Source organism: Methanoregula sp., assembly GCA_041645435.1.
Taxonomy (GTDB): domain Archaea; phylum Halobacteriota; class Methanomicrobia; order Methanomicrobiales; family Methanospirillaceae; genus Methanoregula.
Genome location: JBAZQB010000004.1, coordinates 1 through 14,362 on the forward strand (window position 1 = coordinate 1; position 14,362 = coordinate 14,362).

Annotated in this window: 12 protein-coding genes, 1 tRNA gene and 3 rRNA genes; 10 read left to right on the top strand and 6 right to left on the bottom strand. The window is 50.9% G+C overall.

What is annotated here, in order from left to right; all coding sequences use genetic code 11:
• The 5 genes from WC593_08855 to WC593_08875 form a co-directional block, all read left to right on the top strand.
• Positions 1-193: ribosomal RNA gene (locus WC593_08855) — 23S ribosomal RNA — on the top strand; the annotation flags it as partial.
• Between the two features lie 84 nt (positions 194-277).
• Positions 278-349 (top strand) — tRNA-Cys (locus WC593_08860).
• An 89-nt stretch (positions 350-438) separates the two neighbouring features.
• Positions 439-560, top strand: a 5S ribosomal RNA gene (gene rrf, locus WC593_08865).
• 131 nt (positions 561-691) lie between these two features.
• Positions 692-813: ribosomal RNA gene (gene rrf / locus WC593_08870) — 5S ribosomal RNA — on the top strand.
• 302 nt (positions 814-1,115) lie between these two features.
• Positions 1,116-2,222, top strand: coding sequence for an endonuclease/exonuclease/phosphatase family protein (locus tag WC593_08875; protein ID MFA4825255.1), 1,107 nt, complete (start codon positions 1,116-1,118; stop codon positions 2,220-2,222).
• A 187-nt stretch (positions 2,223-2,409) separates the two neighbouring features.
• On the opposite strand, the gene WC593_08880 is transcribed toward WC593_08875, so the two are convergent.
• The 3 genes from WC593_08880 to WC593_08890 all read right to left on the bottom strand — a co-directional run bounded on the left by WC593_08880 (position 2,410) and on the right by WC593_08890 (position 7,018).
• Positions 2,410-4,788 carry a PAS domain S-box protein gene (locus WC593_08880; protein MFA4825256.1) on the bottom strand — a complete coding sequence of 793 codons (2,379 nt, stop codon included), beginning with the start codon at positions 4,786-4,788 and terminating at the stop codon, positions 2,410-2,412.
• A 372-nt stretch (positions 4,789-5,160) separates the two neighbouring features.
• Entirely contained in the window at positions 5,161-5,976 is an 816-nt protein-coding gene (locus WC593_08885; GenBank protein ID MFA4825257.1) for a transcriptional regulator FilR1 domain-containing protein, read from the bottom strand.
• Positions 5,977-6,079: 103 nt separating this feature from the next.
• A complete protein-coding gene (locus WC593_08890) occupies positions 6,080-7,018 on the bottom strand; it encodes a UbiA family prenyltransferase (protein ID MFA4825258.1) in 939 nt (312 codons plus the stop codon).
• A 252-nt stretch (positions 7,019-7,270) separates the two neighbouring features.
• On the opposite strand from WC593_08890, the gene WC593_08895 reads away from it, so the two are divergent.
• A complete protein-coding gene (locus tag WC593_08895; GenBank protein MFA4825259.1) occupies positions 7,271-7,705 on the top strand; it encodes a hypothetical protein in 435 nt (144 codons plus the stop codon).
• A 357-nt stretch (positions 7,706-8,062) separates the two neighbouring features.
• Here WC593_08895 and WC593_08900 read toward each other — a convergent pair whose 3' ends face one another.
• Positions 8,063-8,362, bottom strand: coding sequence for a hypothetical protein (locus tag WC593_08900; protein ID MFA4825260.1), 300 nt, complete (start codon positions 8,360-8,362; stop codon positions 8,063-8,065).
• A gap of 277 nt (positions 8,363-8,639) precedes the next feature.
• On the opposite strand from WC593_08900, the gene WC593_08905 reads away from it, so the two are divergent.
• Complete coding sequence (locus WC593_08905; GenBank protein MFA4825261.1) at positions 8,640-9,674, top strand: zinc-ribbon domain-containing protein; 1,035 nt, start codon at positions 8,640-8,642, stop codon at positions 9,672-9,674.
• Between the two features lie 202 nt (positions 9,675-9,876).
• Here WC593_08905 and WC593_08910 read toward each other — a convergent pair whose 3' ends face one another.
• Entirely contained in the window at positions 9,877-10,476 is a 600-nt protein-coding gene (locus WC593_08910) for a hypothetical protein (protein ID MFA4825262.1), read from the bottom strand.
• 370 nt (positions 10,477-10,846) lie between these two features.
• Between WC593_08910 and WC593_08915 the strand changes: the two genes are divergently transcribed.
• Positions 10,847-11,824 (top strand): PEGA domain-containing protein, encoded by a 978-nt coding sequence (locus tag WC593_08915; GenBank protein ID MFA4825263.1) that lies wholly within the window; start codon positions 10,847-10,849, stop codon positions 11,822-11,824.
• Between the two features lie 43 nt (positions 11,825-11,867).
• Here the strand turns inward: WC593_08915 and WC593_08920 are convergent, their stop codons facing one another.
• On the bottom strand, positions 11,868-12,440 hold the full coding sequence (locus WC593_08920) for a flavin reductase family protein (GenBank protein ID MFA4825264.1): 573 nt from the start codon (positions 12,438-12,440) through the stop codon (positions 11,868-11,870).
• 134 nt (positions 12,441-12,574) lie between these two features.
• On the opposite strand from WC593_08920, the gene WC593_08925 reads away from it, so the two are divergent.
• Both WC593_08925 and WC593_08930 read left to right on the top strand, forming a co-directional pair.
• Positions 12,575-13,468 carry an alpha/beta hydrolase gene (locus WC593_08925; protein MFA4825265.1) on the top strand — a complete coding sequence of 298 codons (894 nt, stop codon included), beginning with the start codon at positions 12,575-12,577 and terminating at the stop codon, positions 13,466-13,468.
• 59 nt (positions 13,469-13,527) lie between these two features.
• Complete coding sequence (locus WC593_08930; protein MFA4825266.1) at positions 13,528-14,160, top strand: hypothetical protein; 633 nt, start codon at positions 13,528-13,530, stop codon at positions 14,158-14,160.
• The last annotated feature ends 202 nt before the right edge of the window (positions 14,161-14,362 follow it).

The window sequence follows — 14,362 nt, forward strand, 5'->3', positions numbered from 1 at the left end:
TTGTCTGACAAGGCAGTGCCGAGCAGCTACGCGCCAAGGGATAAAAGCTGAAAGCATCTAAGCTTGAAACCCGGCCTAAAAAGAGACTCCGTTGAGGACACGGATAAAAGATCCGTTTGATAGGCTTGGGATGTACGCACGAAGGCAACGACGTGTTCAGTCCGCAAGTACTAACGTCCGAACACTAGTGCTCACCACGTTAAACCCAGACGAAATTCTTTGTGCAAACCTTAAATTATATCCTGTCCAATTGGATAGGGTATCATCATACACGGCTGCCAAGGTGGCGGAGCGGCCACGCGGTTGACTGCAGATCAACTACACTCCGGTTCAAATCCGGACCTTGGCTTACGCTGTATTCCTTAAATGGAGTATGGCGTGGAGAAGAATTGTCAGCAATTCTTCACTGCATCTAAAAACAAGCAAACAACATGTGGTGATAGCGGCCATAGCTTTCGGGAAACACCTGGTCTCATTCCGAACCCAGCAGTTAAGCCGGAACACGTAGTATGCTGTACTGAGGTACGCGAGTCCTCGGGAACCATACCAAGCTGCTATCACCTTTCCTTCTTACACGGTATCTTGTTCTTATGAAATTTCACTGGTGAGCGAAGCCTCTCGTTATAATGTCTTCTTTGTCCATCATGGGACAGCACGAGGTTCACGACCTTCATGATATGTTTAAATTTGTGATAGCGGCCATAGCTTTCGGGAAACACCTGGTCTCATTCCGAACCCAGCAGTTAAGCCGGAACACGTAGTATGCTGTACTGAGGTACGCGAGTCCTCGGGAACCATACCAAGCTGCTATCACTTTTCCTTCTTATACGGTAATTCTGTTCTTACGAAAATTTATGAAGAGTGGATACTCTCTTCATGTCATCATATCGGTCATGCGATACCGGCAGGTTCAGGACCTGCGTGATGCTTCCAATCTCCGGCACAGTGCCGGCATAAGGCACCCTCTCAGAAAATGCCCCAACCGGAATCTCCGGTTCCGGATATAATATTGTGCCCGCACTACAATTATTTATTATATTAAAAATACAATAGTCGTGTGAAGCCGAATAACTCGCAGCTGCCGGATGTACTGCTGCACCGCTTCCGGAGCAATTATGGCAAAATATTTCAGGATCGGTTCATTCAATGTCCAGAATCTTTTCCAGCGCGCAAAAGCCCTCAATTTTCAGAACCACAGCACCGTAGACCAAATCCTGGTAAAAATCAATGAGTTCCAGGACCTGCTCGCAAAAACCTTGTATACAGAATCCGACAAGCAGGAGATTGTCAGGATGTATACCGGGGAACTGAGCGGGTACATCGAAGTCCGGGAGAACCGCGGGAAGTTGTTTCTGAGGAAAGGCCAGAAAATCATTGGTGTGAAAGCGAACGGGAAAGGTGATGACTGGGACGGGGAGGTTGCCTTCAGGCCGGACTCGTTTAAGGAACTGACCCGGGAAAATACCGCACAGGTGATCAAGGATATCCACGCGGACATCCTGTGCATTGTCGAGGCGGAAGACCGGCCTACGCTGAAGTCGTTCGATGCCCAGTTACTGGGATCGCGGTATCCTTACGATCTTCTCATCGATGGCAACGACCAGCGGGGAATCGATGTCGGCCTGTACAGCAAGTACCCGTTCGGCACCCTCCGCACGCACATGTTCGATAAAGATGGCAAGACGGTCATTTTCAGTCGTGACTGTCTCGAAGCCGAGGTGTTTCTCCCCGGCCAGCAGTCCCTGCATGTCCTCTGCAACCACTTCAAGAGCCGGGGATATGATGCGGACAATACTGCGGACAAGAAACGCGAGCGCCAGGCAACCGCTGTTGCAAAGATCCTAGAGTCCTATGACCTGGAAAAGGACTGGGTCGTTGTTGCCGGGGATTTCAACGACAACCCGGGGAGCGCCCCGCTGCAACCCCTGCTTGCGGTACCTGGCCTGCACGATGTCCTCGGGCTCCAGTTCAAAGACGACCCGGTGCAACGCTGGACTTATCATTACGACAAGTTCGAACAGATCGATTTCATTCTCGTGTCTGCACCCCTGAAAGACCGTTTCCGCAAAGCCGGTGTTGAGCGCCGGGGGATCTACAATCTCAAGGCCATGACCATGGCAGCCAATGCGAAGGTACCAATCGAAGATGAGTACACCTCGGTAAAAAAATGGGCCGATGCAGCCTCAGACCACGGGGCCGTCTGGGCTGAATTCGAGCTGTGAGATCCAATCCCCGGCCCATCCCTGCTTGGCGGAAATTACCGGGGCGAGTATTCCTCCGGCAGGGGTTTGCCCGGGACCGGATACCGGCACCCTCATGTCTTGGGAAAACCCCTCAACCTACCGGTTCCGTAGGGTGAATGGATCCCCGGAAGATACCCGAAAGAGCAGACCCCCTGAAAGATCCCTGTCAGAGAATACACGGATCGCCGCACACCCTGCTATAGATGGTGACACTCGTCTCCTCGCGATTGGGAAACAGGTCAAAACGGTATGATGTCGAGTTGACTTTCAGGATAAGATTTTTTGGCAGGAACGTTTCAAGAACCTCGTCTATGCCCGCCTTGATCTCTTCAGGGACCGCGCCACCGGTTGTACAATTCCATGCTGCAAGGAGCGGATTGCTGGCTTTGTTGGCATAGATGACACCCCCGCCGATATCGGTCTTCAGTACCGGATTCGGATTAAGGTCCATGAACCGTTCCAGCGACTCAAGACTTTTCTGCGCAATCCTGCTGTCGGTGATATCCCGTCCGATAGCGATGTAACTCACCCGCTCCCCGGGAAGGCTGTCGTGTTTCTGCGTGTTCCATAATATGTAGCGTAGATCCCCGGTTTTTGTGCGTATCCTGGTTTCAAGATTCTCAAAATATATTTTCTTATCGATAATCTCCCGGATCCTCGTGGTAACAAATGCACGATACCAGGTATCCGGATACAGGTGTTTCCAGAGTTCCGGATTGCCAACCGCTTCTGCCGCGGTAAAACCGCTGATCATTTCGGCTCCGTTATTCCAGACCTTCACATTACCCATCTCATCAAGGATCATGAGCCAGATGTGGGCATTCTGGATCAGGCTCATCTGGACCTGGTTAAGCCGGAACAGCTGCTCTTCCAGGTATTTCCGGTCGGTAATATCCCGGTTGCATGCCCGGTGACCCATATACTTCCCGTCGTCGCTGTAGACTGAATCGCAGACATGCTCGATCCACCGTATCGATCCGTCGGGCAGGATGATACGGAATTCGACAACACCGGGTTCTTTTGTCCTGATTACGTCCTGCTGGTGTTTCTGGAAATCGCGGCGGTCATCCGGATGAATGATACGCCAGAGCAGATCCGGATCCTGTGTGAACTCCTCCGGAGTATGGCCCGTTACCCGTTCAACCGATGGAGATACATAAAGATAGTTCTCATCAGGACTCCACCAGAGCTCCCAGTCATAGGTATTGTTGGCAACGATACGGTATTTCAGCTCCGATTCTTTCACCAACTGTTCTGCGTTCTTCTGGCTGGTAATATCCCTGATATATCCCCCGATGTAGGTACGGCCATCCTGGAATTTTACCGGGAATTTATGGGTTTCATAGACATTTTTCTCATGGTATTCCAGGATAATCGTGGCGTGCCCGGTATCGAGTGTTTTATTATCCGAATCCTGGCATTGTTCGGCTAGGTGAACAGGCATCAGGTCAGAATCCGTTTTACCTATGATCAGGTTTTCGGCGGTCCCTAAATACTTCTCCAGTGCCTTATTGATAACGATATACCGGAACTCGTGATCTTTTAAAAAGACCATGTCATCCATGGAATCAATGAAGATGCGATACTGTTGTTCCGAATCCCGGAGCGCACTCTCTGCCTGTACCCGGTGTTTTTCTTCGTCGATGGTTTCAAGGGCAAAGGAGATACCCGATGCAACTTCCTCCAGCAGCTGGATCTCTTCTGCATTGAATAATTCCGGATCAGCAGCGTACACAAGGAATGCGCCAATGATTTTTTCGTGGAACTTCAGCGGGAATGCCCCGAATGCCTCGAAGCCGTACTTTTCAGATCCGGCCCGGAGTACTGATTCCTGCGGGTAATCCTGGATATTCCTGCAGATAAAATGCCTGCCTTCCAGAATTGCCTGGAGCCCGTGGCAGTATTCCTGCTGATCCCCGTTTGCGAAAAAAGGGATCGTCCTGGGAACATCCTCCCCGAACGCCTCCACAGCTATGGGCCGGAGAACCATCTGCTGGTAATCGATCATCCCCACCCATACCGGACGGAATTTTCCGGTAGTTGCTGCGATGCGGCAGACTTCGGAAAGGAGGTCCTCCCGCGTGCGGATCCGCATAATCGCGAGGTTGACCTGGCTGAGCACCGCATAGAGACGGTTGAGTGATACGATCTTCTCTTTTGCATTCCGGTGTTCGACTGCCAGCCGTATTTTATGTTCCAGTTCAACGAACTGGGACGTGGGATCACCCCCTTTCTGGATATAGAAATCTGCTCCATTATTCAGGGCTTCGATCACAACCTCTTCCCGCCCCCGCCCGGTGAAGATGATGAAGGGGAGCGCCGGGTCCAGTTCACGGATTTTTTTCAAAAAGGAGATGCCATCCAGTTCGGGCATCATGAAGTCGGATACGACAACATCGTGGGACCGGGGATTTTTTTTCAGGTTTGCAAGCGCTTCGGTTGCGGATACACCGGTATCAACCCGCATATCCTTTTTTTGTTCAAGGTACAGCCTGGCTATGTCCAACAGTTCCGGTTCATCATCAATATACAGGATCGAGATCACGGGGGGCTCACACCAGTTCAGGTATTTTTATAATACGCAGACTATCATAGATCCGTGACTCACAATATATATATATATCATGTGCTTTATTCGGTCTCGAATTTGCACCTTGAGCCCCGGTCACGATCCCTTATCTCCGCACCGCCCGGGAACCATACCACGCTGCTATCACTTTTCCTTCTTAATCGGTATCCTATTCTTATGAGATTTCAATGAAGAGAGAAGCTTTTCGTTTATTAGATCACGGTATCGATCATTCGATATTGTCAGGTTCGTATCGTGCGTATTGCATCATATCCAGTTCAGTATAGTATCGCTATTCCTTTCCTGAATTACCAAACGATCCCGTTTTCCCTCTGGCAAAAGTGCATTTCATCCTGATTCCAGGAGAACTGCCCGGTTCCGGTAGTACTGGAACAGCTGCTCTGCCCATTCCCGTGCTTTAATATCGGTGCTGAACATATCTGCAGAACTGTCATAGATATTACTGATCTTCTTGTTGAGACCAAGGGAAAGATGTTTGTCAGTGATGGTGAGGCCGAGACTGAGAGGTTCCTCGACAATCCAGATCTTAAAATTCTGGTAAGGTTTGAGCTTCTGGATTTTACTTAAAAACGGTTCCTGTAAAAGCCCCGCTGCTATGCTGCGGCTGACAACCAGTTCAACCGGAATGCCGGCAATGATCCGCTCTGAGAGTACATCGGCAACCGTGGGACTCATGACCGATGAGATGGCATGGATGTATCCGGCCTGCTGCAGGATGGTGATGAAATGGGTATAGATATGGAACATATTGTCAGTAGTGTCAAACTCAACTTCTGAACCGAAGAGTGCCCCGATAGTATGGAGAAATGGCCGGGGGATCCCTTCAATGTCATGGGTAGCCCAGAATTCCCGGTGCTGGGTGAGCTCGCCCATAGTCATCACAAAATCCTCGATCTTGGTGACGAGAATCCTGCCGGAGGGTGTAATGGCGTAACCGTGTTCCCACGGTTCGACGAGAGAGAGACGCTCGAGACTTCGGATCTTCGGGATAATTGCCTGGGATGTGCTCCCGGTCACCTCCCGCAGTACCGCAAGTGGTTTTGGCCCCTGGGCGATTGCAAGTAATATCTGGATTTTCAATCGTGACGAATAGATCGATTGGATCAACTTGTAATTTTTATTGTAAACCTCCAGCGGTTCCATTATGTACCTGATAAGGTGATGGGGGTATATACTACGATCCTTTTTTTTATCCCTGTCTGTCGATAAAAAATAAAATATTTTCCCGTTCTGGCCTTGATGGGTATCAATAATACGGATGAATATATGTGATGATGAATATCCCCCCAGCTAAGACGATGTACTGTCCATCGGAAATACCATCTGCTAAGAAATTTATTAGCGAGGTCTTGTTCAGCAGGTACACACAACCATGCGAATACAGGTTAATGGCTAAGATCAGTAAGGTAGTGAATGGTGGCAGAAAGAAGACACTGAAGACTAATGCCGGTAATCCAAGCCCAAGAATGACCCAGGTAAGATAGGTTCTGGTCCGCTTCTCTCCAAAGATCACGGGAATTGTTCTGACACCAGCACTGGCATCACCGGCCCTGTCCCTGATGTCCGGGATCATGGAAGCCATGAATCCCCAGAGGAAAAATAACAGGAATGTAATCGCGGTTTTGGAATCCGGGATACCCTGGTTGAGGTAGACCGGCAGCAATGACAGAAGGATTGCCCAGGAAAAACCGACAACGATATTCTTTACCGCGGGAATCTCCTTGAGCCTTCGATATCCAAGGGACGCAGGAAGCAAGCGGAAACTGTAAAGGATTCCACAGACAAATGGCGCAACCGTTGCAAGCAGAGGCAGTATTCCATAAAGCCCCGAGAGAACGAGTGCAAGAATCAGGAAGAGGATGCTCGCATAAAACAGGGGGGTCTCATATCTTTTTGTGAAAGCAAACCGGTCCTGCCGGTTAATTGCATCCTCATCTTCATCCGTCTTCCTGTTGAGGTTATAGATCGAGAACGCAACAAAGAACGATATGATCCCTGTCATTGCACTCCAGGGTACCTGCTGGATTATGCAGGATACGTATGCCATGGCAATGCATTCAATAGACAACAGCAACGAACTGAATACAAGGAAATCATAGAAGTCCACAATCCAGTTCACTGCTCTTCCGGTAAACCGGAAGAGTTCGCTCCCTTCCGGTACAACTACGTGGGTAGGTAAAACCATATTAGATATAATCGGGAAAAAGGTAACATTCATTATGTTGACGAATGTTAATCGCAGCGATGAATCTGAAAACCCGTGATAAATATACCCCTCCAATACTAAAAGTTCGAGAAGAGATGATTCCTTATCGTGCCCTTGACATTTCCCTATACCGGTTTCCGTAGTATTACCAAATGGCATCCAATAATGGATTTTTGGATAACAGGAGGGAATAATCCTGCAAATGAACGCGACATTAAAACCTGAGGTTCCATGATTCCAGAAAAAGAGGAGCAGGACCGGACGGAATTTTTTTTCCAGATTATGCTGATTGGGGAACTTTTTACATCATCCCTGCGAAATGACCAGAATAATTTCTTCCGGGAAAATCTTCGGAAATACGGGGTGATACTTAACCAATCAGATTTAATGATCCTTGACAACAGCCGGATCGGGAATTCCACGATTACGATCGCCAGTTATACTCTCGATTATTCGCATAACAGGGAAGCACCTGGAAAAAGGATCTGTGTTGAAGGGACTGTTGCTCTGGAAACCGACGAGTTCGGCAACAAACATATCAGGATCTCCTCAAAAACAGATTTATTCAGGCATAATTATGATTCCACCCATTCTGAATCATCCCCCGACCAGAAAAAAAAAATGATCTGGTCAGATTCCCTCTCAACGAACGTCAAAAATGTATGAGTGTTGGCAAAGCTCCCGGAACAAACCGACCCAAAAAATGAGCAGGATGCGTAGAAACGATACTGTGGATCTATTTTCACTCATAATCATTCCCCTTTGGTAAACTCAGGGCAACAAAAATGCCCGGTCTCACTCCGGACCCGACAGTTAAGCCGGAACACGGAGGATGCTGTACGGAGGTACGTGTGTCCTTGGGAACTATACCACGCAGCTATCACCTTTCCTTCTTACACGGTATCTTGTTCTTATGTACGTTTTATTGGAGAGCGGATGCTCTGGATCAATTTCTGTCATTGTACCATACATCGGGTATCGTCAGGTTCATGATCTGCATGGTAAATAGAAAAAAAGCAAAATTCAGGTTAGTTTCTCGAGGATTTTTTTCACGCCGACCATCTTCGGCCCCTCCTCTTTCTGGATCTCTTTATAGAATTCGCAACCCTGGCAGTTGCTCATCTTGGCTGCAAACGACCCCTGCACCGTTCCCCCACATAAGGTGCCGGTAACTCCCCAGCAGGCACGCCCGGCATTTTTTCCCTCATTGACACCATCTACACGCGTCTCGATTGCTGCCCTGCACACGCCGAGCTCTTTTACTTTTATTCCGCCGGGCTCCCGGCCGCACTTCTTGAATTCCCAGCAGTTCTTCTTTGCCATTATTTATCAAATGTTAATCTGGGGAGCAGAATATATACATATTTTTATACTGTTTTTGGATTTTTCTGCTTGAAAATTAATGACCCGGTTTATAGGACGGAGGATACGTGTCACCCCAGAGGTGTTTCCAGAGATCCGGATTTAGGATCTTTTGATGTAAAATAACTCATAAAAACACAATTCTTAAATTACTCCTGGCTGTATGTTCATACAAAATACCTGTATTATCCGGACTCTGAAAATTACCGATGCCGGATACAATTGTCCGGAGATTACCATGCCCGATAATCTGAATGATTTCTCAACCCCCTGCCCCCGGTGTAAGGCCTTGGTACCTGATGGAAGTAAATTCTGTGAGGTGTGCGGAGCAGCGATGCCGGTGCAAAAAATCTGCCCGAAATGCGGTAAACCGGCAGCGGCTATCATGAAGTTCTGTGATCAGTGTGGTGCCCCACTTAATCAGGTAACGGTTGCCCCGCAAGCTACCGCTGTCATTTCACAACCCCCAGCACCCCCATCAAAACCCTTCGTTTCCGTTGAACCGTCACCCGCTGCTGAACCGGATTTAATCCCGGTTGGGCAGGAAACCGATGCAGAAAAACCGTCATGGTATATACCCCCTGCAGGAAAGAACGCAGCCCCCCCGACATCGCCCCCCACGTCCGGGTCATCCCCGTCATCGGCCGGGAAATTTGTTACGGTTGCCGGACCAAAACCCGTTTCCCCAGCAAAACCTTCTGCCCCTGCCGCGGGTATAATGAGTAACAAGACAGTCACCCTAGCAGCAGTGGTCGGCATTGTTATCCTCATTGTCATTGCCCTGATAGTACTTTCTGTATTGAATGTTGACACGGATCCCTCCAAACCGTTAACCGTTGTTCCCACTTCTCCCCCATCCCCTTTGCCGGCCGTATCCTATACTTCCGGAACAACCCCACAACCCACCGGTTCCCCGTCTTCCCCACCATCGCCTGCGGATGGTGGTGCGGTGTCCATGGTTCCCGGCCCCACCCAGGTTATGCCGGCTGCAACCAATGTACTCATCACTGCCGATAAGGACACCGTTACGGGTGCCATTTCGTTACAGATCGCTGGCGGACCCGGCAAGTCTGTGGTAAAAGAAGTCCGTGGAACGGTCTATCGATCGGATGGCCAGACCAGTACCGGGACACTCAATCCTGCCGGGCCAAGTCAGGAAGTTGTCATTCCCGGATCAAAAGGTACGGATCGCGTTGTCGTGACCGTTGTTCTCTTTTCCGGAGATCAATACGTCGTACTGGACAAACTTATGACTTTCCGTGCGCGAGGGTAACTACAAGGATCAGACCCGTCTGTGCTTCTGGCATTGATTGGGTATGAATAGTTTTGTCATCCGCGTATGGTGATCTGCGCTTAGTCCGGGTATTTGATAGAGGAGTCCCCGGAGAAATACTTAAGGAACCGGACACGGCAGATACGTAAGGGTCTGTCGGGTGATGCAAGCGTATCTGAATAAAAAAAGGATTTTTACCGGGTTATCCCCAGCCATTGAGTTCCATCACTATGTCGCCATCGCCCGAGGGGGACAGGAATTTGACAAACGTCGGGACGCCGGGAGCAGTCCAGTAATAGATTTTCTGTCCCTGGGAAGTTACCATATATTTGGTAGCTGTCGGGTAGGTGCCAGCGCCGACCGATACCGGCTCGATACCCACAAAGGCGAATTTGACGTCGGATTTAACATCCGCGGGATTGTTTTGGGCCGGCTGTCCACTGGTCTGACCGGTCGATGAACAATCGATCGTCATCATCCCCCCGGGTAAATCTTTTCCTTCCATCCGCATGGAGCATTTTCCTGATTTTTCAAATTTTGTGTACAGGGTCATCCCGGATGCTACCGTCTTATATTCGACCCAGTTATAGGATGCGCCGGTCCCAAAGATGTTTGCACCCATGACATCGGTCCCTCCTGCCGGAGCCGCTGTGGTGCCTGCGGGAGTTCCCGATCCAACAGGGGATGCCCCTCCGGTTGCGGGTACTGCTGGTGTGGCCGGACTGGAACCGGTACATCCTGCAATCGAGACTGCAATCACCACAAATATAATTGCTAGTATGCTGATGTGTGAAAATTTCATTGATCTACCTCCCAATTCAACGAATTCCCGGGCACCCCCCCGTATATGGGACTGCATGATGTCGGGTTAAGAATTACTATCCGCCGGAGTATATAAAAAATTCCTTAAAAACAGTGCTCCTTATCCCGATTGGTCCGGTATGTATGATCCTCTCCCGGATGATAAGGATCAAAAACCGTAGCCTCATACTCCCCGCAGGATCCATTGGCCTGTATGGAGAGGAATCGACACCCACGGAAAATCCCGGCAAACCCATTTTCTCCTGGTCTGCCGGGAAATATGCCTGACCCCCAAAAAAAGCTCTCTCTCACTACGGAGCCTTTTTAACATCAGTTTTCCAAAAGTGAAGTAATCATACCGGAGGCATTTAATGAAATACCAGTGTCTGTTGTTAGTTATCCTGGGAATGGCAGCAATCACCTGCTTCTCTGTTGTATCCGCTGAGGAGATTGGCGGCGACCAGGGATGGTACGAAATCCATTGCAATGTATACGGGGCGAATATCTATCTCGATGACAAATTTGTCGGAACCGCACCCCAGGGTGCCCTGACCGTAGCGGTGCCCACGACCGGGACCCCCTATAAGACACTCACGGTCAGGAAATACGGATATGCGACATTTGTCGATACCATCACCCAGATCCCTGTCAAGGGAGAGAGTGTTGACCTGTATGCAACCTTAAACGAACTGCCCACGACAACTGCAGCTACTGTTGGCGGGGATATGGGTTGGTATATTGTCCATTGCAATGTCGAAGGTGCAACCGTACTGCTCGATCAGACGAATAAGGGCGAGATATCACAAGGTGTTGTCTATGTCCCGGTCTATTCGACCGCCACCCCGTACCAGTCTTACACCGTAACAAAGGATGGCTACACTCCCTTTAAGAGAACCATCAGCCGTGTTCCTTTGAAAGGAGAGAGCATAGACCTCTATGCAACCCTCAACCCGCTACCCACGCCCAACGCAACCCCGGCCAGTATTGGCGGGGATATCGGGTGGTACAATGTCCACTCCAATGTTGACGGTGCTACGGTCAAGTTCGACAACGACGACAAGGGTAAAATCGCCAAAGGTACGCTCAGTGTCCAGGTGTATGTTACCGGCACCCCGTACCGGGCATTCACCGTCTATAAAGCGGGATATGTTCCGTTCACCGGATCTATCGCTCAGTACCCGGCAAAAGGACAGACGGTTGACCTGTATGCAACCCTGAATGCAGAACCCGCAACAACGATCCCAACACCTCTTCCCACGACCAAGTCCCCGCTCCCCCTGGCAATCGCCGGAATAGCCCTGGTCATCGGGGGAGCGTGCGCCATGCTGTGTGCAAAAAACCGGAAATAATATTTTTTCTGCCCTTGTCCAGGACCCGATAAAAAAAGATGTGTCAGGGCAGATGCTTTTTTCCTGCACTGAATGCCTTTCCCACACTTTTCCCGCAACTGAAATACTCTGATCGGATGACATCAAATATGAGCGGGTTGATCTTTGAAAGATCCGGTTTTCCCCCCGCATCAAGCATCTTCTCATCGATCTTTACATCAAGAATTTCGCCGATAAACTGCGTATGGGCACCGATTACGACCACCTGTGAGACCCGGCATTCCAGCACCACCGGGCATTCCCCCACGTACGGGGCATTGACCTTTTCTGCTTTAACCGGTGTTAACCCGGTCCGTACGAATTTATCGGTATCTGCCCCCGATGCGATCCCGAATGCATCCGCCCGGCTCATCTGTTCCACGGAAGGGATACTTACGGTAAACTCCTTTTTTGCCATCAGGTTCTTGTAGGTCTGGCGCGAAGGTCGGACCGATACCGCGATGCTCGGGGGATCGGAAGAACAGATGCCACCCCATGCGGCAACCATTGCATCGGGTTTTCCGGCGGTGTCATAGGTCCCGATAAGAAATACCGGGAGCGGGTAGGCAATCGTGCGTGCCCCAAAGGATCGCTTCATGGTGATTTCGTTGCCGTCCGGACGATTAATGTTTTTTGGCCTGAATTCTCCTGCCCGGTATCAGGATTAATCCGCGTTTTTGCGCAGGATCCACCCCCTTACTTTATTTCCCTGTCGCACCAAATCCAGAGATAATGATAGTTGATCCAATCGGGGATCTCTTCTCCGCGCTCAAAGCGGGCATCCCGGACCCCAACAAACTGCCCGCCCGGGCACGAGAGGAGTTCTCCGCTTTGTACGTGGAGTTCCAGGAGATTGAGCAGCCGAAACTGGAACAGGTCGTGATCCGTGACGGACTGAACGGGTTCTGGATCACCGTTCCTGAATCTCTCCCGGAACGCACCGTCCTCTTCTTCCACGGCGGAGGTTTTTCTGTAGGCTCAACCCGCGATCATATCGGCTTTTGTACAAGTCTTGCCCGTGCCTGCCGCTCACAGGTGTTCTCGGTGGACTATCGCCTGGCACCCGAACATGTCTTTCCGGCAGCCGCCGACGATGCCCTTTGTGCCTACCAGTATCTCACTGCTCATGGGATTCTCCCCCACCATATCGTCCCGATCGGCATCTCGGCCGGAGGCACGCTGGTGCTCGATCTCTTAATCTCTGCACGGGATGCAAAGCTGGCACTCCCGCTGGCAGCAGTCTGCCTGTCTCCCCTGACCGATATGCAGTTTTCCGGAGAATCTGTTGAGAGAAACACGGGACTTGACTGGATCACCCCGGCCCGGCTCAACGCCATCCGCACCGTATACCTTGCGGGAAAGGATGTAAAAGATCCGCTCGCATCACCGGTGCATGCCCGGCTGCACCACCTCCCCCGGCTCTATGTCCAGATAGGGACGCACGAGCTCTTACTCTCCGATGTGGCGGCGTTTGTCCAGAAAGCGCGCTGGGCCGGCTCCCCCGTCCAGCTGGAACTCTGGGAAGGGATGTTCCACTGCTGGCAGGTATTCACCCGCGATGTGCCGGAAGCCAAACGGGCACTTGAGCACATCGGATCATTCGTCCAGGACGCCCTGAACCGGTAACCTGCGAAGCAGAACGATACATCTATCTTTTTCCGGCCGCGATTCCTTTTATGAATCCGATGTTGCACCGAATCGCCCTCATCTCGTCTGCCCTTATAGCCCTGCTGCTTCTGGTCACGCCGGCAGCGGCCACATTCACCCTCTCTGCTGTCTCTTATGCACCCAACCCCCCTCTGGTAATCGGTGGGCAGCAGCAGGTAACCGCAGCGTATTACATCGGTCCCTCGGGTTCCACTACGTTTATCAAAGGTCACGAGCTCCAGATGCAGACCGGGCTGGTGAATGCCCGGTGGAACATCCAGGTCTTGCAAAATGGCCGGAATGCCGCACAGCAGAGTGCATCGGGCTCGGCTGCGTTTGTGAACGGGGAGATCCTCTCCTACCCCAACAGCAACGACGTCTCCCTTCAGGTCACCGTAGATGGTGTCGTCCCGCAGCCGCAGAGTGGTCAGGTGATGCTGCTGCAGGCAGAAGAGATCGATACTACCGGCAACGTCGTGCCGGGCAGCGTGATCACGCTCAGCCAGCCGGTGGCGGGACAACCGGTGACTGCGGTCCCGACCGTGCTCCCCACACTCACCCCCCCGGTTATAATACCCTCCCCCCAGCCGACAAAGGCCAGCGGCTTTAATGCGATCCCGGGAATTGCCGCACTGGGAATCCTCTTCATCTGGTTCCGGCGGGATGCCTGAACCCCTGACTGTTTTTACCGGGGGGACTCTTGTTTTAAAAACACGTACCCGGAAAATTTGCTTTGTAGAAATCATTTAGAAAACTCTGACGTTCTCGGGGGCTTTTTCCCCCGCCACTGGGGCACCCCCCCATTGCGATGACAACGTATTACCGGTAACCTTACTCGGGCTATCGCACTGCGCCCGTCCCCCAACGGGGGAC

Excerpts from the sequence above, each read along its gene's own strand:
- WC593_08895 (MFA4825259.1), top strand. The coding sequence starts at position 7,271 with ATGATTCCAGAAAAAGAGGAGCAGGACCGGACGGAATTTTTTTTCCAG.
- WC593_08905 (MFA4825261.1), top strand. The coding sequence starts at position 8,640 with ATGCCCGATAATCTGAATGATTTCTCAACCCCCTGCCCCCGGTGTAAG.
- WC593_08910 (MFA4825262.1), bottom strand. The coding sequence starts at position 10,476 with ATGAAATTTTCACACATCAGCATACTAGCAATTATATTTGTGGTGATT.
- WC593_08920 (MFA4825264.1), bottom strand. The coding sequence starts at position 12,440 with ATGAAGCGATCCTTTGGGGCACGCACGATTGCCTACCCGCTCCCGGTA.
- WC593_08875 (MFA4825255.1), top strand. The coding sequence starts at position 1,116 with ATGGCAAAATATTTCAGGATCGGTTCATTCAATGTCCAGAATCTTTTC.
- WC593_08900 (MFA4825260.1), bottom strand. The coding sequence starts at position 8,362 with ATGGCAAAGAAGAACTGCTGGGAATTCAAGAAGTGCGGCCGGGAGCCC.
- WC593_08890 (MFA4825258.1), bottom strand. The coding sequence starts at position 7,018 with ATGGTTTTACCTACCCACGTAGTTGTACCGGAAGGGAGCGAACTCTTC.
- WC593_08925 (MFA4825265.1), top strand. The coding sequence starts at position 12,575 with ATGATAGTTGATCCAATCGGGGATCTCTTCTCCGCGCTCAAAGCGGGC.
- WC593_08885 (MFA4825257.1), bottom strand. The coding sequence starts at position 5,976 with ATGGAACCGCTGGAGGTTTACAATAAAAATTACAAGTTGATCCAATCG.
- WC593_08915 (MFA4825263.1), top strand. The coding sequence starts at position 10,847 with ATGAAATACCAGTGTCTGTTGTTAGTTATCCTGGGAATGGCAGCAATC.
- WC593_08930 (MFA4825266.1), top strand. The coding sequence starts at position 13,528 with ATGTTGCACCGAATCGCCCTCATCTCGTCTGCCCTTATAGCCCTGCTG.